The sequence below is a fragment of the Kitasatospora sp. NPDC059795 genome (assembly GCF_042732175.1).
In the GTDB taxonomy this organism is placed as follows: Bacteria; Actinomycetota; Actinomycetes; order Streptomycetales; family Streptomycetaceae; genus Kitasatospora.
Genome location: NZ_JBHWID010000021.1, coordinates 42,338 through 62,674 on the forward strand (window position 1 = coordinate 42,338; position 20,337 = coordinate 62,674).

Below are 20,337 nucleotides of genomic sequence, written 5' to 3' on the forward strand. Positions count from 1 at the left end.
CCGCACCCCCCGCACCCTCAGGAGCACGCCATGTCGCCCGACATCATCGTCCTCGCCCGCACCGTCCACACCCTCGACGCCGCCCACCCCGCCGTCACCGCCGTCGCCGTCGAGAACGGGCTGATCGCCGCCGTCGGCGACGCCGCCGACGCCCGCGACTGGGCCGGACCCGGCACCGAGACCATCGACCTCGGCGACGCCGTCCTCGTCCCCGGCCTGGTCGACGGGCACAGCCACCCCGCGTTCGGACTCGAACTCTCCGACGGCGTCGACCTGTCCGACGTCCAGGACCTCGACGCGCTGCGCGCCGCCCTCGCCCGCGCCGAACGCCTCGACGGCTGGGTGCTCGCCTGGAACCTCGACCACAACGTGTTCGGCGGCCGGCCCGTGCACCGCGCCCTGATCGAGGACGTCCTCGGCCCCGAGGTGCCCGCCTTCGTCCGCCTCTACGACGGCCACTCCGCGCTCGCCACCGGCGCCGCGCTGCGCGCCGCCGGCATCACCGGGCCGCGCGAGTTCGCCCAGCGTGCCACCGTGGTCTGCGACCCCGACGGCACCCCCACCGGCCACCTGATCGAGCACGCCGCGATGGACCTGGTCGACGCCGTCCTGCCCAGCCGCCCGCTCGCCGAACGCCGGGACGCCCTCCACGAGTTGCTGCTGGAGATGGCCGCCGGGGGCCTGGCCGGCGCGCACGTGATGGACGCCGGCGGCGACATCCTCGACCTGGTCCGCGCCATCGAGGCCGACCGCCACCTGCCGCTGCGGCTGCGCATCGCCCCCTGGTGCATGCCCGGAGCGAGCGCCGCCGACCTGCGCCAACTCGCCGACCTCCAGGGCGAGTCCGGCCGCAACTGGCTGGTCGGCGGCGTGAAGCTCTTCATGGACGGCACCGTCGAGGGCGGCTCAGCCTGGCTGGAACGCCCCGACTGCCACGGCGAGGGAACCGCCGCGCTCTGGCTCGACCCCGCCGAATACACCGACGTCGTCCGGCGGTTGGACGCGTACGGGGTGCGCACCGCGACCCACGCCATCGGCGACGCGGGCGTGCGCCACGTCCTCGACACCATCGCCGGCCTGCCGTACACCGCCCGGGGCCGGCACCGGATCGAGCACATCGAGACGCTCGGCGACGAACAGGCCCGGCGCTTCGCCGAGTTGGGTGTCCACGCGTCGATGCAGCCCACCCACTCCGCGTACACCCGGGCCGACCACACCGACGCCTGGTCCACCCGCCTCGGCGTCGAACGCGCCGAACGCGCCTGGATCTGCCGCACCCTGCGCGACACCGGCGCGACCCTCGCGCTCGGCTCCGACTGGCCGATCGCCCACCACGACCCGCGCGGCGTCCTCGCCTACGCGCAGCTGCGCCGCCACGCCGGCACCGACACCGCGCCCGTCGTCCCCGAGCAGGCCCTCACCGCGCTGATGGCCCTGGAGGGCTACACCACCCACGCGGCGCGCGCCGCAGGCGAGTTCGACCGTACCGGCCGGATCGCCCCCGGCCTGCGCGCCGACCTCAGCGCCTTCGCCCTCGACCCGCTGACCGCACCGGCCGACGAGTTCGCGACCAGCACCGTGCCGCTGACCATGTCGGGCGGCGTGGTGACGAACCGTCAGGTCTGAACAGCCTCCAGGTAGGAGTGGAGCGCTGCCGCGCCCGCGAGGAGGGCGCGGGCGCGGGTGGTGAGGCGGTGCTGCCAGGCGGCGAGGGTGGGGCGGAGGGCGTCCGGGTGGCCGGCGGTGCGCAGGCGGTGGAGGATCTCCGCGGTGCGGGCCAAGTCGTGCCCGCCGCGCCGGAGTTGCTCGGCGATCTGCAGCTCGCGGACCTGGCCGGGAGTGTACGTCCGGTAGCCGGTGCGGGCGTCCCGGGACGGGGTGACCAGCCCGGCACGCTCCCACTCGCGGAGGGTGGCCGGGTGCAGCCCGAGCCGGTGGGCGACCGGGCCGATGTGGGTGAACTCGGCCTCGACGGACTGGGATCGGTCGGCCGGAAGGTGCTGGAGGGCGGTGCGGACCGCGTCCAGGGTGCGGCGGTCCTCGGCGAGGAGGGCATGGCTGTCGTCGATCAGCCGCAGTGCCTCGTCCGGCTGCCCGGCGTTGACGGCGCACAGGATGGCGGCGGCGGCGCGGTGGCCGTGCCCCGGCAGCAGCGCCAGGAAGGCGCGGAGCGCGGCGGCGTGCCGCTCGCCGTACTGCCGGTACCCGTGCGGGGACCGCTCGGCGGGCGGCAGGATGCCCGCCTCCTCGTAGTTGCGCACCGCCTGGGTGGACAGGCCGTGCTCCCGGGCCAGATCGATCGGCCGTAGCGCCATGATGGAGACTTTTCTGCTCGATTCTCGGGGTGAGAGCGGAAAAGTTTACATCGTCACTTCAACGATACGGTGGAAGTCATGACTGTCTCGCCCGCGCTCCGGGACGCTGCTCGTCCCTTCTCGCCGTCCGCCGTCACCGACCTCCTCCCGCCCGGCACCAGGGTGCTGGCCCTGGGCGAACCCACCCACGGCGTCGAGGCGTTCCTCGACCTCCGCAACGAACTCTTCCGGCACCTGGTCGTCGAACACGGCTACCGGTCGATCGCCGTGGAGAGCGACTGCCTGGCGGCGCTCGACGTGGACGCCTACGCGGCCGGCGCGGAGGGCGAACTCGACACGGTGGTGTGGGAAGGATTCAGCCACGGCTTCGGCGAGTTCGCGGGCAACCGCGAACTGGTCCGGTGGATGCGGGAGTTCAACGGCGCGCTGGGGGCGGGGGAGGAACGGCTGCGGTTCTACGGGGCGGACGGTCCGCTGGAGATGACCGGCGCGGCGGCGCCCGGGCCCCCGCTGATGCGACTGCGGGACTTCCTGGCGGCCCACCTGGCAGTTGAACTGCCGGTGGGGGAGGAGGAGTTGGCGGACGTATGCGGGCCGGACGGGCGGTGGACCGAGCCGGCGGCCTCCTTCGACCCCGGGCGATCGGTGGGGCGGACCGACGACGCGCTTCAACTGCGGCTGATCGCCGACGAGTTGGCGGCGCTGATCGCGGCGAACGGGCCGCAGTTCGCGGCGGAGGCGGACCCCGAGGCGTACTGGCGGGCGCAGGTGGACGCGCGGACCGCGACCGGGTTGCTGCGGTACCACGCGGCGATGGCGGACACCGGTTCGGACCGCTTCAACTCGCTGATGCGGCAACGGGGTCTGATGATCGCCGACAATCTCGAAGCGCTCACCCGACGCGAGGCGCGGCGCGGCCCCACACTGGTCTTCGCCCACCACCGCCACCTGCAGCGCGAGGCCGCCCGCATCCCGCTCGGCACCGGCGAGCTGCGCTGGTGGAGCGCCGGCTCCCTGCTCGCCGACCGCCTCGGCGAGGGCTACGCGTTCGTCGCCACCGCGTTCGGCCACCGGGCACCCGACGACCACCCCGCCCCCGACACGCTGGAGGGCCGGCTCGCGGCCCTCGGCGAAGCCCGCGCGGTCCTCGACCCGCGCCTGCTGGCTTCGGCGACGGCCGGGACGGTGATGCCGCGAGTACCGGCGGACCACACGTACATCGGGCTCGACCCGGAGACGCTGGGGTCGGTGGACGGGGTCGTGTTCGTACGGGAGATCCCCCGACAGGCGGGGATGTTCGGCGGCGGGTGAAGACCCGCGGGGCGGCGGCCGGGCCGCGGCTTGCCGGGCCGATCGGGTGTTATTGAGGCCCGGCAGGAGCCGGGGAGGCTGGCGGGCGTCGGGCCGCGCGGCGGGTGTTGGGGAGGGCGGGCGTGCGAAGGGCGGGAACGGCGATCGGCGTGCTCGCGGCGGAGGAGTTCGGCAGGCGGGGCCGCGCGCGGGCACCCCGACCTCCGGGCGAGGGGTAATGCGTGGCGGCGGGTGGGCGCGGTCGGGGAGGATGCCGGGATGCGTCGTCATGTGTGGGCCGGGCTGGCCGAGAACCCTGCGCTGCCGGTCGAGGCGGTGGACCGGCTGGTGGAGCTGCCGGAGCTGTCGATGGAACTGTCCGAGCGGAGTGTGCTGACGGCGGGGCAGGTCGAGGTACTGGCCGGGCGCGGCGTCGTGGAGGCGCGAATCCTGGCGGAGAGCGGGCAGTTGACCGCCGCGCGGGTCGATCCGGTGCGGCAGCCGGTGGCCGCGCTCGGCCTGCTGAGGGCCGGGCTCGCACCCACCCGGTGGGCCGCCGTGCTGGTCGAACGGCCCGAGCTGCGCGCGGAGTTGGCGGCCTGCCCGGGCCTCCCGGCGGAGGTGGCGCGGCGGCTGGCGGGCGACGCCGAACTCGCCGTGGTGGTCGAACTGGCCGAGGAGACCACCGACCCGGAGGTCGCCGCGCTACTGGCGGCCCACCCGTCGGAACACGTCCGCGCCGCACTCGGGTTCAACGAGGGCGCGCCGCCCGCCGTCCTGGCCGACCTGATCAACGACCGTCCACCGCTGGCGAGTTGCGACACCTGTGCGCGACACCCCGTCCCCTGGGTGCACCCGCCGGACTGCCCGGACCCGGACTGCACCCTGCCCGGTGGCGCGGCGTGCGACGGGACACACCAGTACGCCCGGCACATGATCCTGAGAGTCGTGCTCTGGAACCCGGCCACGCCCGTCGCCGCGGCGATGCGGTACCTCGACGCCCCGTCGGCGTTCCTGCGGGAGAGACTCGCCGCCCGCACCGACCTGCCCGCACACGCCTACGCCGCGCTCGCCGCCGACCCGGCGATCTGGGTGCGCGAGCCACTGGCGAGCAACCCCGCGATCGGGGACGAACTGCTGCGGCGCCTGGCCGAGGACCCGTCCGACGAGGTACGCCGAAGTGCCGCCCACCATCCGCTGATCGCGCTGGACGTCCTCGACCGGCTGTGCGGCACCGTTCGGCTCGGGCCGCTGCTGCCGCCCCGGATCGCCGCCGCCACCCGGGCCGAACTGGACGCGACGGCCACCGCCGCCAACCCCGAACTGCGCCGCCTCACCGCACTCCGCCGCGACCTGCCCGACCCCGTCCGCGACCTGCTCGCCGCCGACCCCGTCGCCAAGGTCGCCGCCGCCGTCGCCCCCCACCCCGGCCTGGACGACGGGCAGTTGAGAGCCATGCGCCGACGGCACGGCCGCGCCGTCGCGGCCGGAATCGCTGCCAACCCCGATGCGAGTACCGACCTGCTCGCCGAACTCGTCCACGCCGACCACAACGTCGCCACCCTGCGCGCCCTCGCCGACCACCCCGCCGCCGACGGGGCCACCCTCACCGCCTGCCTGCGCGACGCCCGCGCCCGCCGCAAGGCCGCCGCCCATCCGGCCCTTCCGCTGCCCCAACTCCTGGCCATGCTCGACGACTCGGACCCGGTGACCGCCCAGAGCGCCGCGGCCAACCCGGCGTTGCCGGTGGCCGAACTGCTGCGCCTGATGCCTGGGGCGGGTTGACGGCCACAGGGCCTGACGGCTCAACGGCTTGACGGCACCGGGACCATGGCCGTGTGAACACTCAACTCCCGCCCGACACAACGGCCGAGAGGCTCGCCCAGGTCCGCTGGATCGCAGGCGGGACAGCGGCCGGAAAGAGCACGGCGGCCCGCGCGCTCGCCGAACAGTACGGCGTCGAGATCTTCAACGGCGATCGCGCGGAACACAGTTGGCTCGCCCGCTGCACGCCGCAACGCCACCCGCACCTGGCCGCACTCCGCGGCACGCCGCCGGGCGGCGGGTGGGAGGGGCGGACGCCGGAGCAGGTGTTCCGGTCGATGGCGGGCCTGCACGGCGAGACCGTCGACTTCCTCGTCGACGACCTCGACGACCTCGACGAGCTCTGCGAGCGCTGCGGCCGCTGCGGCCGCGGAACGGCCGAACGGCTCGTCGTGGTCGACTACTTCGGCATCCTGCCCGACCACCTCGCACCGCTGCTCACCCGGCCCGAACAGGCAGTCTTCCTGCTGCCCACACCCGAGTTCCGCGCCGAGGCCCTCCGGGCGCGCTACGCCGACCGGCAGCGCGCCCGGGCGACCTGGGGCAGCGGCGACCCCTCGGACCTGCTGGCGCTCCGGTTGGCGCGCGACGCCCTGTGGGACCGGGAGGTCCGCCGCCAGGCGGAGCGGCACGGCCTCGACGTCGTCACGGTGGACGGCAGCGTCCCGGCGGCCGAGCGGACCCGGTGGCTGGCCGCACGGTTCGGCCTGGCCGGGCCCGGCGGCGGGCAGCCGCCGCACCGCTGAGCCCGGACCGGCCGCCCCAAGCGGGGCGTCAGCTGCGGCGTCGGCTGCGGCGTCAGTTGTGGAGAAAGCCCTCCAGGGACGCCGCGAGGGCCACCGGCGTCTCGTACATCGGGTAGTGGCCGCTGCCGCCCAGCTCCTCGAGTTCGGCGTTGGGGTAGTGGGTGAGGAAGGTGCCGCGCATCACGTCGGCGGTGAGGGCGAGGTCGTGCTCGCCGACGATCACCTTGACCGGCACCGGGTTGCCGCTGATCCGCTGCTCCAGGTCGGCCGTCGCCCAGTCGCGGACGTAGCCGCCGAACGCCTCGGGGCTGGACAGCCGGAGCGACTGGTTGACCATGCGCTCCAGCCAGATCCGGCCGGCCCGCTGCCCGGTGACCAGGTCGAGGATCGCGAGGCGCTTCTCCGGGTCCTCGGCGGCGCCGTAGAACAGCGCCTCGCCCGCCTCGTCCAGCGGGTACGCCCCGGCCGGCACCGGGGCCAGGCCGACCAGCTTGCGCACCCGCAGCGGCGCCTCGGCAAGGACCTGCTGGGCCGCTTTCCCGCCCATCGAGTGGCCGACCAGGGAGAAGCGTTCCCAGCCGAGTTGATCGGCCAGGGCGAGCGCGTCCGCGGCGATCTCGGCGAGCGTGTACGCGCCGGCGACGTCCTTGCGCTGCCCGTAGCCGCGGTAGTCGAGGAAGGCGTAGCTGAAGGCGTCGCCGTCGAGGTAGTCGAGGAACGGGCCCCAGCCGGCGCTGGTGCCGAACCAGTCGTGGAGGACCAGGACGTGGTGGTCGCCGGTGCCGGTCAAGCGGTGAGCAATCGTCATGCACTCGGTCGTTCCCCGAGAACCGCCCGCCCGAACGGCCGGTCCGCCAGTTCGTACGCGGGGACGGAGGCAGGCCGTAGGCTCGGGACCCGTGAACAGCGCGGATGGCCGACAGTTCCCCGCCGCACTGGCCGCCGTGACGGCCGCCGTCCTGGGCGGAGCGGGCGACCGGATCGACTTCGAGCCGTACCCGGGGTTCCTGTCCGCCGAGGACACCGCCTTCTGGTTCCGGGCCTGGACGGGCAACGAGGAGACGGACGGCCGGGAGTTCCGGGTGTTCGGACAGGACGGCAGCGGCGGGTTCGCGGCGTTCTGGCTGGTCCGTGCGGGGCGGCCGTTGGACGAGCAACCGGTCGTCCATCTCGGCTCCGAGGGCGGGACCGCCGTGGTGGCCCGCGACCCGGCGGCCTTCCTGTGGCTGCTGGCAGGCGGCTGCGGGCCCACCGAGGCCGCCGAACCCCGACAGTGCCGGACCGCCCGGACGTGGCCCGAACTCCTTTCCGTCGCCGAGGAGTTGGCGGCCGGGCGGAGGCAGTCGCCCGCCGAGGTGATCGAGGAGGCGGCCGCGGAGTTCCCCGGGTTCGACGACACGATCCAGGAGCTCTGCCGCTGAGCGCGCGGCGCGCGTCTCCGGACGGTCAGCGGTGGTGGCGCCCGGCCGGCGGGTCGAGCAGCCGGTTCGCCAACTCGCGGGCGGCGGAACGGTGGTCTGGGGAACGGTGGTCTGGGGAACGGTGTTCGGCGGAACGGTGTTCGGCGGAACGGTGTTCGGCGGAACGGTGGTCGGCGGAACGGTGGTCGGGGCGCGGGAAGGGGACGCGCGGGCCCCGGAGGCGGTCGTCCGGGACGGTGCGGCCGAGGGCGGAGACCCAGTCGGGGCACTCCAGGACGACCACGTGGGCCTCCCGGTGCGCGGCGTCGTCCTTGTAGTCGTCGTGCGGGGCGAGGTGCAGGCGCAGCCGGGTGTCGTCCAGCCACTCGGCGGCGAGCACCTGGCGGCCCCAGTCGTGCGCGAACATCGCCCGCTCGGTGCCGTTGTCGAGGCCCAGCAGCAGCAGTTGGCCCTCGAAGTGGTAGCCGCCGTCGTAGTCGCCGATGCCCACCGCGAGCAGCGGCTTGCCCGGGTGGAACGCCAGCGCGTGGACGGGGTACGCGCAGTCGGTCCGGCGCAGCAGCCGGGGCCGGGCACCGGTCTCGAACAGGCCGAGCGTCATGGCGTCGCCGTACTCGTCGGCGCACGCCACGGCGAGCAGCCGGCGGGCGGGGTCGGCGACGGCGAGGGCGGGCTCGCCGAGGGCGGCGAGCTCGGAGAGGGCGGTCACGGGGGCAACTCCGGTGCGGGGGAAGGGCGGTGGATCAGTGCGGCGGGGCGCCCGTCCAGATCACGTCCTTGCGTTCCAGCCGGGTGCCGTGGGTGAACTGGAGCGAGAACGGGTCGGCCGAGGCGTTCGGCAGGCCGTACGTCTCCAGTGCGGTCGCCTCCTGGCCGGGCGCGAGGGACTGCGGCAGGCCCTTGTACTGGCCGCCGCCGAACAGCGGGTGCAGCAGGGTGCCGTTGGCGTCCTTGACGATGAGCAGGCCCGAGCCGTACAGCGACAGTTCGGCGGACGTGGTGTTGACCACCGTCACCTGAACCTGCACGAACGTCGCGTCCTCGGGGAGCTGTGCGCCGCCGCTGCGGCTCGGCGTGGTGGCCGTCGGCCGGGCCATGGTGACCTTCAGGCCGTCGGGGTAGGTGTAGGTCCCGCCGAAGGACAGGCGACGGGCCCGCTCGTCGGCGGCCTTCGCCTCCTGCTCGGCGGCGCTCCGCTGCCGCTGCTCGTCCGCGAGGCGCTGCCGCTCGGCCGTGCTGTGCTGCTGCTCCTGCACCGTGCGGTCGTGCTCGCGGATGGTGTCGCGCAGCTCGACGACGGCGAGGACGCCGGTGCCGACGGACGCCAGCAGGCCCACGCCGCCCAGGACGACGCCGGTCAGCGCCAACCCCCGGTTGGTGGCCAGGCCCTTGCGGGCCAGGTTCATGCCGATGATGCCGAAGATCACCGCGAGCAGGGCGGGCAGCCAGGTGAACCAGAACAGGATCAGCGGCAGCGAGAGCACCACGGCGACGATCCCGAGCACCAGCGCCGTCACGCCCATGCCGTTCCGCGCCTGCGGGGCCGGGGCGGTGAACGGCTGCTGCCAGTACCCGCCCGCCGCGACCGGTGCCTGCGCCACCGGCGGGACCGCGTTCGGATCCGGCGCGGCCCACGGGTTCTTGACGGGCTGCGCCGCCGCCGCGGTTTCGACGGCCAGCGCGGCGGCCGGTGCGGCCTCGACGGTGGGCTCGGACTCGGGGCGGTCGGGCGGGGCGGGAACGGTCATGCGAAACCTTGGGCTCAGGGACGGCGGTGATCGGCGCACCGATCGCGACCAGGAAGTCTCTCCTGAACCGCCGACCTCAGGCGAACCGGTTTTCGTATCGTCCCACGAGTAGTGGACGGCGCCGGGCGAAGGTCAGACCGGGCGAAGGTCAGACCGGGCGAAGGTCAGGCCGGGCCGAGATAGGTGCGGACCACAGCGGGTTGCCCGGCGGCCGTGAGCCAGCCCCCGGGCGCGGTGCCCAGGTGCCGCCACCCGGCCCGCTCGTACAGCGCGATGGCTCCCGCGGCGTCGGACGCGACCTCCAGCACCGGCCGGCACCCGCCCTCGGTCGCCGCTTGCACCGCCCGGTCCAGCAGCGCACAGGCCAGCCCCGTCCGGCGGGCCGACACGTCGACGAACAGCCGTGCCACGGCCGCGAGCTGCTCGGCCGGGAGCCCGGCCGCCGCGGCCAGGCCGGGCTTCGCACGGGTGAGCGCCACATGCCCGAGCACGGCCGGCCCGTCGACAGCGACCCACCCGCCGATCAACTCCCGCGGCGTCAACCAACGTTCCGGCTCGGTCGGCCACACCGCCGGGTACCCGCCGGCCCGGTGGACGGCGGCCAACACCCGGACGCAGGAGGGCAGGTCGTCGTTCTGTCGCGGACGGATCACCGGTTCGGCCACCCCCTGATCATCGCACTGCGCACCTCACGTGGCGCAGTCGAGGACGCGGCCGTCGGCGAAGGGGCGGGCGGCCAGGGTGCGGTCGAGGTGGAAGGCGGTGGTCACAGGATGATCCTGGCAGCTCGTCGGAGGTGGGAATCTTCGTGGGGGAACGGTAGTTGGGCTCTTCGGTCGACGGACGGCCGGGTGAGCGGACGAGCGGGGGCGCGGCGATGGCGCGGCAGGGTGATGCGGTGCAGGGTGATGCGGTGCGGGGCGATGCGGTGCAGGGCGCCGTGGCGGCGGGGTTCGAGGGTGTGCGGGACGAATTCGCCGCGGTGCTGGGCGAGATGCACGTCGCGCCGGAGGCGCAGTTGGCGGTGCACGTCGGCGGGCGGCGGGTGGTCGACCTGTGGGCCGGCGGCGGGACGGACGCCGACACGCTGATGAACGTGTTCTCGATCTCCAAGGGCGCGGCGCACCTGGTGGTGGCGCTCCTGGTGCAGGACGGCGTGCTCGATCTGGACCGCGAAGTAGCCTCGTACTGGCCGGAGTTCGGCGCGCACGGCAAGGACCGCCTGACGCTGCGCGAGCTGCTCGCGCACCGCTCCGGCGTGGTCGGCGTGGACGGCGGCTTCACCGCCGAGGAACTCGCCGACGACCGGCTGATCGCGGCCCGGCTGGCGGCCCAACGGCCGTTCTGGGAGCCGGGATCGGGGTACGGCTACCACGCGTTCGTGATCGGCGCGCTGACCGGCGAGGTGGTGCGGCGGGTGACCGGCCGCTCGATCCAGGAGATCTTCGAGGAGCGGGTCCGCGCCCCGTACGGGCTGGACTTCTACCTCGGCCTGCCCGAGGAGTTGGAGGCGCGCCGCGCCGAGACGCTGCCGCTGGTGCCGACGCCGGAGGAGGCCGAGCAGCTGGCGGCCCGGACGCTCGACCCGACCAGCATCGTCGCCGCCGCCGGCAACCGGAACGGGCCCGCGCCGACCGACCTGGTGGAGTTCGCCAACACCCGTGCGGTGCGCGCCCTCGGGCAGGCCTCGGCCGGCGGCGTCGGCACCGCGCGCGGCGTGGCGCGGATGTACGCGGCGGCGATCGGGGAGCTGGACGGCCGGGCCCCGCTGCTGAAGCCGGAGACCGTCGCCGAGTTCGCCCGTCCGCAGTTCCACGGCATCGACCTGTGCACCGGACTGGAGGACGCGTTCGGCCTCGGTTTCGAGCAACTCACCGGGATCTTCCGCCCGTTGAGCCTCGACGCGTTCGGCCACAGCGGCGCCACCGGCTCGCTCGGATTCGCCGACCCGGCCACCGGTCTCGCCTACGCCTACAACCGTCGGCGCTTCGGTTTCCCGTCCCGGTACGGCGCGGGCCCGGAGAACCACCGCCTGATCGCGGCCGTCCACCGGGCGCTCCGGGCGTCCTGACGCACACGTCGCGGCAGGCCGGCCCCCATGGGGGTGGGGCCGACCTGCCGCGGGCGGTGGGGGTCAGTGCGCGGAGTGCCGGTTCTCGTCGCGGCTCTCGACCTGGACGGCCGGCTCCAGCGGGGAGGCGATGTCCTGCGGCTGGCTGCGGGAGGCCCAGTCGCGGATGCCCAGCAGCACCATGACGAAGAAGATGCCGTAGACGATGCCGGAGAAGTACAGCTCCGAGTGGATGGCCAGCGGCACGCCGACCAGGTCCACGGCCAGCCAGACGAACCAGAACTCGATGTAGCGGCGGGCCTGGCTGTACATGGCGAGGATCGAGCCGACGAAGATCCAGGCGTCCGCGAGGACCATCCACCACGGCGCGCCCGGGTAGAACGAGGCGTCGGTCGCCTTGAGCAGCCCGGCGAACGCCCCGGTGCCGAGCGCCATCGCGGCTATCAGGACGGTGCGCTCGGTCCAGGTCGCCCAGCGGACGTTGATGCTGCCCTCCTTCTCGCGGCTGCGCTTCCAGGTGGCCCAGCCCCAGGTCGCCGACACGATGATGACGACCTGCCGGGCGGCGTTGCCGCCGAGGTGCACGTTCAGGCTGGCGATCAGCAGGAACACCGAGCCGAGGATCTGCACCGGCCAGGCCACCAGGGACCGCCGCAGGGCCAGCCAGACGGTGGCGAGCGCCAGGATGTTGCCCAGGAAGTCGGACCAGTAGACGGGGAGTCCGAAGAAGCTGAACTGCTCGTTCAGCCAGTGGAATGCGCTCATTGCTCACACCTTTGTTCGTTCGGAGCGAGGAGGGGGAGGAGCGGCCGGCCCCGCTACGGGGGAAGCGGGAGAGCGGGGCCGACCGGGCTTGTGGGGAAAGGAAACTGACGGAACGTCAGGTGAAGACCGGCCGCGCGCGGCGGCCGTGCGCAGAGTCGAGCAGTGCCTCCGAGCGGCGGACGTCCGCCCGGGCGGCGAGCAGCAGCTCGTCCACCGAGGCGAACCGGACGGTGTCGCGGATCCGGGCGACGAACCGGAGTTCGACGCGTTCGCCGTACAGGTCGTCCGACGTGTCGTGGCAGTACACCTCGGTGTGGATCAGCGGACCGTCCTCGAAGGTGGGGTTGGTGCCGATGCTGATCGTCGCGCGGTGCACGCCACCGGTGGCCGGGCGGGCCAGCCAGCCGCTGTAGACGGCGGGCGGTGGAACGTCCGAACCGGGGTCGGGGGAGACGTTGGCGGTGGGGAAGCCCAGCCCCCGGCCCCGTCCGGCACCGTGGACGACGGTGCCGGACAGGCGGGTCGGGACGGACTCAGGCATGCGGGGACAGCTCGCGGAACTGGCTGGTGTGGAACACCAGCGGCTCCACGCCGGGGAACAGTTCGGCGGTGAGCAGCTTCATCAGGACGATCTCGTGGTCGCCGCCGTCGTACACCGCGCCGACCGTGGCGGTCAGCCACAGCGCGGCGCCCTCGATCAGCACGGCGCCGTCCGCCGTCGCCTGCCAGTCGGTGCCCTCGAAGCGGTCGCCCGCCCGGGACGCCAGCCGGCGGCACTGCGCGCCCTGGCCGTGGCTGAGCACGCTCAGCCCCAGCACCGGCAGGTCCGCCAGGCGCGGCCAGGTGGTCGAGGTGCGGGCCACACTGACCGCGATCATCGGCGGTTCCAGCGAGATCGACACGAACGAGCTCGCCGCGAACCCGTCCGGCGCGCCGTCGCGCAGCGCGCCGATCGCGACCACACCGGTGGGGTACGCCCCGAAGGCCCGGCGCAGCACGTCCGCACTCAGGTCCGGGCCGCTGCGCTCCGGTGCGGTGGTGGGGTGGGGGGCGGGAATGGCCATGGCCGTCGCCGTCCTCTCGTCACGGGTGGGGGTGGGTCAGTGGCGGTACCGGGCGGCCGGGTGGCTGGCCGGCAGCGCCCGGTCGTCGGCGCCGGTCAGGCGCTCGCGCAGCGACTCGCCGTCCGCGTACTCGCCGCGGAACACGCCGCGGGCGCGCAGGATCGGCAGCACCGACTCGACGAACTCGACGGTCGACGCGGGCTGCACGGGCGGCGAGAGCAGGAAGCCGTCCAGGTCCGCGCCCTCGGCGAGCGCGCAGATCTCGTCGGCGATCTCCTCGGCGGTGCCGACCACCGGACGGGCGCCGACGCCGTGGGTGTGCCAGTCGGCGAGCACGTCGCCGACCGTCTTGCCGGCGAACCGGGCGACCTGGGTCTGGGACATCTCGGTGGACAGCTCGCTCATCGGGGTGTCCGGCGCGTACGAGGACAGGTCCAGGCCGGTGAACATCGCGTACGAGGCCACGGTGACCTCCGGGCGCTGCGCGTCCAGGATCCGCTGCCAGCGGCGCTCGGCGTCCTGGGTGGTCGCGCCGACCACGCAGGAGAACGCCGACATGACCTTGACCTGGTCGGCGGAGCGGCCGGCCTTCACCGCCTCCTCGCGGATCGCCCTGGTGTGGCCCGCCAACTGCTCGACGCTGCCGCTGCCGACGAACATGCACTCGCCGTGCCGTCCGCCGACCCGGCGGCCCGCCGGGGACGCGCCCGCCTGGAACAGCACCGGGGTGCCCTGCGGGGAACGCGACGTGTTGCCGTAGCCGCGCGAACGGAAGTACGGGCCCTCGTGCTCGACCAGGTGCACCTTCGCCGGGTCGGCGAACCGGCCCGCCTTGTCCTTCTCCAGGGCGTCCGGCTCCCAGGCGCCCTCCCAGTACTTGTAGACCAGCTCCAGGAAGTCCTCGGCCATCGCGTACCGGTCGTCGTGCGCCACCATGTCCATCCCGAACGCCTTCACGGCCGTGTCGGCGGTGCCGGTGGTGACGATGTTCCAGCCCAGCCGGCCGCCGGACAGCTGGTCCAGGGTGGCCAGGCGGCGGGCGAACGCGTACGGCGGCTCCACCAGCACCGAGCCCGTCACCACCAGGCCCAGGTCGGTGGTCGAGGCGAGCAGCGCCGAGGCGACCACGAACGGGTCCAGGCGCGGCAGGTCGAGGGTCTCCTCGGTGGCGATCGGCGGGCGCACCCCGTTGATCTCCGACCAGCCCCAGGCGTCCGCCAGGAACAGGAAGTCGAACTTGGCGTCCTCGCAGAGCTGCGCGACCTCGCGCCAGTAGCCGAGCGTGTCGAACTCGTGCCGACGGCTGTCGGGGTGCCGCCAGGTGGCGGTGCCGCTCGCGTTGGTCTGGGCGTTCTCGAACAGTCCGAGCTTGAGGCTGCGCATGGGTGTTCTCCGTTGAACCGGTGGTACAGGGAAGCTGACGATTCGTCAGAAAAGGCTGAGTAGAGTCGAGTTGGAAAGATTGCTGCCGTGCGGTCAGCAGGCGGGTGGGGGGTCGAGCTGCGCCGCGGACGGCATCGAGGACTGCGCGCCGAGCCCGGTGACCGCCAACGAGGCTGCCCGGACGGCGCGTTCGGCGGCGGCGAGCAGGTCGCTGCCGCGGGCGAGGGAGTCGGCGAGCGCCCCGCAGAAGGTGTCGCCGGCGCCGACCGTGTCGACGGCGTCCACCACCGGCGCGGGCAGGTGGACGGCCGGGCGGCCGGGCTGCTTGACCAGCGCCCCGTCCGCTCCGAGCGTCACCACTACGGCGTCGCACGGCAGTTGGACGCTCTCCAGCAGCTCGCGGGCGCCGTCCGGACCGGTCGGTCGCTCGACGCCCAGCAGGGTGGCGAGCTCGCCCAGGTTGGGGACCAGGACGTCCACGGCCGCCAGCACCTCGGACGCGACCGGCCGCGCCGGGGCCGGGTTGAGGACGACCCGGCCGCCCTGCTCCCGCGCCCGCAGCACCGCCGCCGCGACCACCTCGGGTGAGATCTCGTGCTGCACCAGCAACACCTCGCCCGCGCAGGCCAGTTGGGCCGGAAGGTCGGCGACCGTGAGCGCCGCGTTCGCGCCCGGGTTGACCACGATGGTGTTCTCGCCCGCATGGTCGACCACCACCGAGGCGATCCCGGTGCTGGCGTCCTCGGCCGGGAGCACCGCCGCGACGTCCACGCCCTCGGCGGCCAGCGCCCGCAGGATCGTCTCCGCGTCCGCCCCGACCCGGGCCACCAGCCGTACCCGCGAACCGAGCCGGGCGGCCGCCACGGCCTGGTTGGCGCCCTTGCCGCCGACGCCCTCCACGAAGCGCTCCGCGAGCACGGTCTCGCCAGGTCGCGGCAGGTCCTGAACGGTCAGCACAAGATCGCGGTTGACCGAACCGACGACGGTGATGGACGGCATCTGTGCTCCTCGGGAGCTCCATGGGAGATCGATCTCCCACACTCTGGCCCAGCCCTCACCCACCGTCAAGTACCCTCGTGCTGCGCATTCCGCCGACTCGGGCGCACCGGTCCGCGGCCGACCGATCCGAGACCGCGCCGACACCGTTTCGACATCGGACCCGCGTCGGCGCACCCACCAAGGCCGCCGCCAACACCATGACCGACCACGCCTCTTGGCACCGTTCCCGACCGGGGAGGACCCCAGTGACAGCGCCCCGACTCCTCGATGTGGCCGCGGCCGCGGGCGTCTCCCGCGCGACCGCCTCGCGCGTCCTGGCCGGCACCCCGCGCAACGTCGACCCCGAACTCGCCCGCCGCGTCGAGGACGCCGCCCGCGAACTCGGCTACCGCACCAACCACTCCGCGCGGGCCCTGCGCACCGGCACCACCGGCACCGTCGGCGTCGTCGTCCCCTCCCTCGCCAACCCCTACTTCGTCCAGCTCGCCGACGCCATCGCCCAGCAGGTCCGCGCCGCCGGCGGCCAACTCGTCGTCTCCGACGCCGCGAACTCCGTCGACATCGAGGCCGAACAGATCGAGACCCTGCTCAGCGGACGCGTCGACGGCCTGGTCGTCGTCCCCGTCTCCGCCGCCGGCTCCGGCCCCGCCGTCCGCGCCGCCGCCAAACGGGCCCCCGTCGTCCAGTTCGACCGCTGGGCGCGCCGCTCCGGAACGGTCGCCGTCACCCTCGACAACGCCGCCGCGATGCGCCTGCTCCTCGACCACCTCGACACCCTCGGCCGCCACCGGATCGCCCTGGTCGCCGCCGACCAGGCCTCCTCCTCCGGCGCGGAACGCCTCGCCGCGTTCACCTCCGCCCGCGGCGACGGCGCCGCCACCGTGCTGCTCCCCAGCTTCACCACCGACGCCGGTCGCACCGCCGGACGCCGGATCGCCGAGCGGCGCGACGAGATCGACGCCGTCGTCTGCGGGGCGGACGTCCTCGCCGTCGGCCTGGTCTCCACCCTGCAGCGCTCGGCCGTGTCCGTCCCCGGGGAGATCGCCGTCACCGGCTTCGACGACACCGAGATACTCGAACTCCTCGACCCGCCCATCACCTCCATCCGCCACCCGCTCGCCGCGATGGCCGAACGGGCGCTCACCCTGCTCCAGGCGTCGGCGCGGGAACGGGCGGAGAACGTGGAACGCTTCGCCCCGCAACTGGTGGTCCGGGCCTCCACCGACGCCAACGCCTGACGGCCGGCCGGGCCGTCGGCCGCGCACCCGGCACTTGAGTATCCGTACTCACGCGGGCCCCGTCGGCGGCCACGAGACTGTTCGGACACGTCGGGCCGTTCGGGCCCGGCGGTGACGGAGGGGGAAACCATGAAGCGGACGACTTTCGCCAGGACGGCTGCGCTGACGGCCGCGCTGGCGGCCGTGACGGGCGCCGCGGTGGCGGTGGGGCCGGCGTTCGCCGGGCAGAGCGGGAGCGCCGAGCACGGGACGCCCGGGACGGGGCAGATCCTGCCGCACCCGGGGCCCGACGGGGTGCTGTGGATCCCGGATTGGATCGGTGACGGCGGGGCCGTCACGGTCGCAGGCAACTCGATGCCCGCCACGGTGACGGTCGGCTGCCGGGGCGGCAGCGGCAGCGCGGGCGAGGTGCAGGTCCGCTTCACCCCGTCCTACGGCGACCTCACCCCGGTGGAGTTCACCGTCGCCTGCCCCGCCGACACGGTCGGCCTGGGTTCGGTGGTGGTGGCGGCCGAGACGAGCCGCTCCTTCCAGGTCGGGGTCACGGCCTCGGCGCCGGACGTGCACTGGGGACTGACGGTCACTCAGCCGGACGCCTGACCGGTCCGCCGCCGCTCACCACGGCCGCCGCATCCTGCGGGCCACGAGGCCGCACGGGAGCGCGGCGAGCCACATGGAGAGCCCGGCGGTGGGCGAGACGGCCCACGCGACCGCCGCGGTCGCCGCGGCGATCAGGATCGTCCCGGCATGGTCCACCGCCGTGCTCCGGACGACCCGCCGCGGGATCGCGCGGGCACGCAGCGGGGCGTGCCGCAGGAGTCTGACGAACAGCAGCAGGTGCAGCAGGTTGGCCGCGCAGATCGTGGCGGCGTAGAACGTCACCACCAGCGGCTCGCGCCCCCCGTAGTCGGACAGCATGGCCGTCGGGAACGGCAGCAGTGCCACCGCGCCGAGACTCGCCAGCGTCAGCTGGATCGACGCGCGGTCGACCCGCCCGACGAACTCGAAGATCTGCCGGTGGTCCCGCCACAGCGCGGCGATGACGACGAAACTCAGGCCGTACGTGCCGAGTCGGGGCCACACGTCGTGGAGCGCGTGCGTGAACTGCGCGTGCTCCAGCCCGCCCGGCACGGAGATGTTCAGCACGAGCAGGGTCAGGGCGATCGCGTAGACGCTGTCGGACAGCGCGACCAGCCGCCCCGGGGAGCTGTACGCCCCCTCGGGCGCAGTGCCGGCGGCGTCGCTGTCCGTGGCCATGCGGTCACTCTAGGGCGGCGGCGCCGACCGGCCCCGCAGCCGGGCGGGCGACACGGCCGTGTCGAGGTCGGCCCCGGTGCAGGTGCTGTCGGTGACACCGAGGTGCTTCTCCAACTCGCCCTCCGGCGGCGCGACTTCCGTTCTCGCGAGGAGTGCCGCGGCTGCCTGCGCCCTACGCGTCAGTGCGGCGCGAGCACGCAGAACTCGTGCCCCTCCGGGTCTGCCAGCACCGTCCACGGGACGTCGCCCTGGCCGAGGTCGACCGGCGTCGCGCCGAGGTCCAGCAGGCGGGCGACCTCGGCGGACGGGTCGCCGCCGGGCAGCAGGTCGAGGTGGAGGCGGTCGGGGGCGAGGCGGCCGTCGGTGGAGCGGAGGAACTCCAGGTAGGGGCCGGTTCCGGCGGCGGCGCGCAGCGACGCGTGGGTGTCGGCGACCTCGTGCACCGTCCAGTCGATCGCCCCGCCCCAGAACCGGGCCATCGCCCGCGGGTCCGCGCAGTCGACCACGACGGCGGCGATCGGGCCGGTGTCCCGGTAGACCTCGCGGGGCTCCAGCACACAGAACTCGTTGCCCTCGACGTCGGCGAGGACCGTCCACGGGACGTCGCCCTGGCCGAGATCGACCGGCGTCGCGCCGAGCGCCAGCAGACGGGCGACCAGTTCGGCCTGGTGGGCGGGGGAGTGGGTGGCGAGGTCGAGGTGGGTGCGGTTCTTGACCGGGCCCTTGGCCTCCGGGACGGGCACCAGGTCGAGGCCGACGGCGGTGGGGTGCGGCCACACCAGCTCGCCGGGCGGCGCGACGTACGTGGTCACACCGGGGTGGTGGGCGGTCCAGCCGAGGGCCTGCGCCCAGAAACGGCCGACCGCCACCGGGTCGACGGCCTTGATGATCAGATGGGCGGGTCGCAGTGCCATGCCGGCGATCCTATGCACCGCGACCCGCCCCGGGCCGATCGGGCGTCAGGTCCCGGATTCGGCCCGGAACCGGTTCATCGAGGCCTGGATCCGGAGCCAGGTCGGATCGCCGGGGGCGGTCTCCGTCACCGTGGCGAGGTCGTCGTCCGTCCAGTCGCGGGTGCCGTCGGTGAGGACGAGGTGGTCGTCCAACTCGCCTTCCAGCGGAGCGTCTTCCGTCCCTGCGAGGAACACCGCGACGTCGTCGTTCGGTTCGACGGCGGGGGCGGGAGCATCAGCCCGCACCGACAGCAGGACGAGTCCGCCGTCGGCGCGGGCGACCAGCAGGTCGCCGGTCGCGGTGGCGGCCAGGGCGGAGACCGGGACGTCGTCGGGGGAGGCGTGCTCGGTGGCCTCCTCGGACTCGACGTCGAGTTCGAGGAGCGAGCCGGTGGGCGTGCCGATCCACAGCGTGCCGGGCCGGGCGTCCCAGGCGAGGTTGTCGTGCGGCCACTCCACCGAGCGGTCCTCGGAGAGCGTCGTCGACAGGACGCTCCGCAGCGAGGGGAAGGCGAAGACGTCCAGCGAGTCGACGTACGCGTTGCCGCGGACCGCGACGTGCCGCCCGTCGGCGCTGAACAGCGGGGCGCCGTAGCCGTCGACGTCCAGGATCAGCGTCTGCCGCAGCGTCCGCATCGCCGACGCGGGGCCGTCGCCGGGGCGGGCGAACAGGCAGGACGTGGCACCCTGGTCGCTGGACAGGGTGGCGACCAGCGCGCCGGAGGGGTGGACGGAGACGCCGGTGTCCCACTGCCGGGCGGTGGCGGTGACCGCGCCGGTGCCGGGGTCGAGGACGTCCGATCGCTCCCAGCCGTCCTCGGCGGACGGCGCGGCCCACAGCGTCCCGCCGTCCGGGCTGAACGCCAGGGCGTCGTACGCCGTCCCGGCCGGGGTGCGCACCGGATCGGCCGACCCGTCGGCGGCCCACCGCAGCAGGGACTCCCCGTCCGCCACGACCAGCAGCGGCCGGTGCGGGTGCCAGGCGACCGTCTGCGGCCGCGAGTCGCCCCACGGGGACGTGCCCGGTTCGACGTCGAGCACGGCCAACTCCCGCAGGTGCCCCTCCGCGAGGTCGAGAACGCGGACGGCGCGGCTGCCGCTCGACGTGGCGACGGCCAGCGGCAGTCGCGGGTGGCAGGTCAGCCGCTCCGCCGGGAAGGCGCTGTCGCCCGGTATGCGGGCCAGTGCTGCGAGTTCGGTCATGGCGGCACGCTAGAACCCGGGTACGACAACCGCGGGGGAGCCGGTACGACAGTCGGCATT

General features: G+C 74.3%; 21 protein-coding genes. 8 read left to right on the plus strand and 13 right to left on the minus strand.

Annotated elements, in window-relative coordinates:
• The first annotated feature begins 30 nt into the window (after positions 1–30).
• Positions 31–1,626 carry an amidohydrolase gene (locus ACFV4P_RS31560; RefSeq protein ID WP_380476900.1) on the plus strand — a complete coding sequence of 532 codons (1,596 nt, stop codon included), beginning with the start codon at positions 31–33 and terminating at the stop codon, positions 1,624–1,626.
• Here ACFV4P_RS31560 and ACFV4P_RS31565 read toward each other — a convergent pair.
• Positions 1,617–2,315 (minus strand): MerR family DNA-binding transcriptional regulator, encoded by a 699-nt coding sequence (locus ACFV4P_RS31565; RefSeq protein ID WP_380476901.1) that lies wholly within the window; start codon positions 2,313–2,315, stop codon positions 1,617–1,619. The genes ACFV4P_RS31560 and ACFV4P_RS31565 overlap by 10 nt on opposite strands.
• Positions 2,316–2,393: 78 nt before the next feature.
• Here ACFV4P_RS31565 and ACFV4P_RS31570 point away from each other — a divergent pair, with 78 nt between their 5' ends.
• From ACFV4P_RS31570 to ACFV4P_RS31580, 3 genes are all read left to right on the plus strand, one after another.
• Positions 2,394–3,626: an erythromycin esterase family protein gene (locus tag ACFV4P_RS31570; RefSeq protein WP_380476902.1), complete on the plus strand. Its 1,233-nt coding sequence runs from the start codon at positions 2,394–2,396 to the stop codon at positions 3,624–3,626.
• A 258-nt stretch (positions 3,627–3,884) separates the two neighbouring features.
• Positions 3,885–5,390 carry a hypothetical protein gene (locus tag ACFV4P_RS31575; protein WP_380476903.1) on the plus strand — a complete coding sequence of 502 codons (1,506 nt, stop codon included), beginning with the start codon at positions 3,885–3,887 and terminating at the stop codon, positions 5,388–5,390.
• A gap of 53 nt (positions 5,391–5,443) precedes the next feature.
• On the plus strand, positions 5,444–6,175 hold the full coding sequence (locus ACFV4P_RS31580) for a hypothetical protein (RefSeq protein WP_380476904.1): 732 nt from the start codon (positions 5,444–5,446) through the stop codon (positions 6,173–6,175).
• Between the two features lie 52 nt (positions 6,176–6,227).
• Here ACFV4P_RS31580 and ACFV4P_RS31585 read toward each other — a convergent pair whose 3' ends face one another.
• Entirely contained in the window at positions 6,228–6,983 is a 756-nt protein-coding gene (locus tag ACFV4P_RS31585) for an alpha/beta fold hydrolase (protein WP_380476905.1), read from the minus strand.
• 91 nt (positions 6,984–7,074) lie between these two features.
• On the opposite strand from ACFV4P_RS31585, the gene ACFV4P_RS31590 reads away from it, so the two are divergent.
• Positions 7,075–7,596: an SMI1/KNR4 family protein gene (locus ACFV4P_RS31590; protein ID WP_380476906.1), complete on the plus strand. Its 522-nt coding sequence runs from the start codon at positions 7,075–7,077 to the stop codon at positions 7,594–7,596.
• Positions 7,597–7,621: 25 nt separating this feature from the next.
• Here ACFV4P_RS31590 and ACFV4P_RS31595 read toward each other — a convergent pair whose 3' ends face one another.
• From ACFV4P_RS31595 to ACFV4P_RS31605, 3 genes are all read right to left on the minus strand, one after another.
• Positions 7,622–8,305 carry a hypothetical protein gene (locus ACFV4P_RS31595; RefSeq protein WP_380476907.1) on the minus strand — a complete coding sequence of 228 codons (684 nt, stop codon included), beginning with the start codon at positions 8,303–8,305 and terminating at the stop codon, positions 7,622–7,624.
• 34 nt (positions 8,306–8,339) lie between these two features.
• A complete protein-coding gene (locus ACFV4P_RS31600) occupies positions 8,340–9,344 on the minus strand; it encodes a hypothetical protein (RefSeq protein ID WP_380476908.1) in 1,005 nt (334 codons plus the stop codon).
• Positions 9,345–9,508: 164 nt separating this feature from the next.
• Positions 9,509–10,009 carry a GNAT family N-acetyltransferase gene (locus ACFV4P_RS31605; protein WP_380476909.1) on the minus strand — a complete coding sequence of 167 codons (501 nt, stop codon included), beginning with the start codon at positions 10,007–10,009 and terminating at the stop codon, positions 9,509–9,511.
• A gap of 212 nt (positions 10,010–10,221) precedes the next feature.
• Here ACFV4P_RS31605 and ACFV4P_RS31610 point away from each other — a divergent pair, with 212 nt between their 5' ends.
• Positions 10,222–11,415: a serine hydrolase domain-containing protein gene (locus tag ACFV4P_RS31610; RefSeq protein ID WP_380476910.1), complete on the plus strand. Its 1,194-nt coding sequence runs from the start codon at positions 10,222–10,224 to the stop codon at positions 11,413–11,415.
• A 63-nt stretch (positions 11,416–11,478) separates the two neighbouring features.
• Here the strand turns inward: ACFV4P_RS31610 and ACFV4P_RS31615 are convergent, their stop codons facing one another.
• From ACFV4P_RS31615 to ACFV4P_RS31635, 5 genes are all read right to left on the minus strand, one after another.
• Positions 11,479–12,180, minus strand: a complete 702-nt coding sequence (locus ACFV4P_RS31615) for a nicotinamide mononucleotide transporter family protein (RefSeq protein WP_073817168.1) — start codon at positions 12,178–12,180, stop codon at positions 11,479–11,481.
• 115 nt (positions 12,181–12,295) lie between these two features.
• The gene (locus ACFV4P_RS31620) at positions 12,296–12,721 is read right to left on the minus strand and encodes a riboflavin kinase (RefSeq protein ID WP_380476911.1); all 426 of its coding nucleotides are present in this window, start codon (positions 12,719–12,721) and stop codon (positions 12,296–12,298) included.
• On the minus strand, positions 12,714–13,244 hold the full coding sequence (locus ACFV4P_RS31625) for a flavin reductase family protein (protein WP_073817162.1): 531 nt from the start codon (positions 13,242–13,244) through the stop codon (positions 12,714–12,716). The genes ACFV4P_RS31620 and ACFV4P_RS31625 overlap by 8 nt, the downstream gene beginning before the upstream one ends.
• A gap of 36 nt (positions 13,245–13,280) precedes the next feature.
• On the minus strand, positions 13,281–14,627 hold the full coding sequence (locus ACFV4P_RS31630; protein ID WP_380476912.1) for an NtaA/DmoA family FMN-dependent monooxygenase: 1,347 nt from the start codon (positions 14,625–14,627) through the stop codon (positions 13,281–13,283).
• Between the two features lie 93 nt (positions 14,628–14,720).
• Positions 14,721–15,626, minus strand: coding sequence for a ribokinase (locus ACFV4P_RS31635; protein ID WP_380476913.1), 906 nt, complete (start codon positions 15,624–15,626; stop codon positions 14,721–14,723).
• 245 nt (positions 15,627–15,871) lie between these two features.
• Here ACFV4P_RS31635 and ACFV4P_RS31640 point away from each other — a divergent pair, with 245 nt between their 5' ends.
• Both ACFV4P_RS31640 and ACFV4P_RS31645 read left to right on the plus strand, forming a co-directional pair.
• Positions 15,872–16,864 carry a LacI family DNA-binding transcriptional regulator gene (locus ACFV4P_RS31640; protein WP_380476914.1) on the plus strand — a complete coding sequence of 331 codons (993 nt, stop codon included), beginning with the start codon at positions 15,872–15,874 and terminating at the stop codon, positions 16,862–16,864.
• Positions 16,865–16,993: 129 nt separating this feature from the next.
• Positions 16,994–17,464 carry a hypothetical protein gene (locus ACFV4P_RS31645; RefSeq protein ID WP_380476915.1) on the plus strand — a complete coding sequence of 157 codons (471 nt, stop codon included), beginning with the start codon at positions 16,994–16,996 and terminating at the stop codon, positions 17,462–17,464.
• A 15-nt stretch (positions 17,465–17,479) separates the two neighbouring features.
• On the opposite strand, the gene ACFV4P_RS31650 is transcribed toward ACFV4P_RS31645, so the two are convergent.
• From ACFV4P_RS31650 to ACFV4P_RS31660, 3 genes are all read right to left on the minus strand, one after another.
• Positions 17,480–18,121 (minus strand): TMEM175 family protein, encoded by a 642-nt coding sequence (locus ACFV4P_RS31650; RefSeq protein ID WP_380476916.1) that lies wholly within the window; start codon positions 18,119–18,121, stop codon positions 17,480–17,482.
• Positions 18,122–18,300: 179 nt separating this feature from the next.
• Positions 18,301–19,035 carry a VOC family protein gene (locus ACFV4P_RS31655; RefSeq protein ID WP_380476917.1) on the minus strand — a complete coding sequence of 245 codons (735 nt, stop codon included), beginning with the start codon at positions 19,033–19,035 and terminating at the stop codon, positions 18,301–18,303.
• A 45-nt stretch (positions 19,036–19,080) separates the two neighbouring features.
• A complete protein-coding gene (locus ACFV4P_RS31660) occupies positions 19,081–20,277 on the minus strand; it encodes a hypothetical protein (protein ID WP_380476918.1) in 1,197 nt (398 codons plus the stop codon).
• Positions 20,278–20,337: the final 60 nt, after the last annotated feature.

Bases quoted from the DNA above. Each gene is read 5' to 3' on its own strand.
- ACFV4P_RS31560 (WP_380476900.1), top strand. From the start codon at position 31: ATGTCGCCCGACATCATCGTCCTCGCCCGCACCGTCCACACCCTCGAC.
- ACFV4P_RS31565 (WP_380476901.1), bottom strand. From the start codon at position 2,315: ATGGCGCTACGGCCGATCGATCTGGCCCGGGAGCACGGCCTGTCCACC.
- ACFV4P_RS31570 (WP_380476902.1), top strand. From the start codon at position 2,394: ATGACTGTCTCGCCCGCGCTCCGGGACGCTGCTCGTCCCTTCTCGCCG.
- ACFV4P_RS31575 (WP_380476903.1), top strand. From the start codon at position 3,885: ATGCGTCGTCATGTGTGGGCCGGGCTGGCCGAGAACCCTGCGCTGCCG.
- ACFV4P_RS31585 (WP_380476905.1), bottom strand. From the start codon at position 6,983: ATGACGATTGCTCACCGCTTGACCGGCACCGGCGACCACCACGTCCTG.
- ACFV4P_RS31600 (WP_380476908.1), bottom strand. From the start codon at position 9,344: ATGACCGTTCCCGCCCCGCCCGACCGCCCCGAGTCCGAGCCCACCGTC.
- ACFV4P_RS31610 (WP_380476910.1), top strand. From the start codon at position 10,222: ATGGCGCGGCAGGGTGATGCGGTGCAGGGTGATGCGGTGCGGGGCGAT.
- ACFV4P_RS31615 (WP_073817168.1), bottom strand. From the start codon at position 12,180: ATGAGCGCATTCCACTGGCTGAACGAGCAGTTCAGCTTCTTCGGACTC.
- ACFV4P_RS31620 (WP_380476911.1), bottom strand. From the start codon at position 12,721: ATGCCTGAGTCCGTCCCGACCCGCCTGTCCGGCACCGTCGTCCACGGT.
- ACFV4P_RS31625 (WP_073817162.1), bottom strand. From the start codon at position 13,244: ATGGCCATTCCCGCCCCCCACCCCACCACCGCACCGGAGCGCAGCGGC.
- ACFV4P_RS31630 (WP_380476912.1), bottom strand. From the start codon at position 14,627: ATGCGCAGCCTCAAGCTCGGACTGTTCGAGAACGCCCAGACCAACGCG.
- ACFV4P_RS31635 (WP_380476913.1), bottom strand. From the start codon at position 15,626: ATGCCGTCCATCACCGTCGTCGGTTCGGTCAACCGCGATCTTGTGCTG.
- ACFV4P_RS31645 (WP_380476915.1), top strand. From the start codon at position 16,994: ATGAAGCGGACGACTTTCGCCAGGACGGCTGCGCTGACGGCCGCGCTG.
- ACFV4P_RS31650 (WP_380476916.1), bottom strand. From the start codon at position 18,121: ATGGCCACGGACAGCGACGCCGCCGGCACTGCGCCCGAGGGGGCGTAC.
- ACFV4P_RS31655 (WP_380476917.1), bottom strand. From the start codon at position 19,035: ATGGCACTGCGACCCGCCCATCTGATCATCAAGGCCGTCGACCCGGTG.
- ACFV4P_RS31660 (WP_380476918.1), bottom strand. From the start codon at position 20,277: ATGACCGAACTCGCAGCACTGGCCCGCATACCGGGCGACAGCGCCTTC.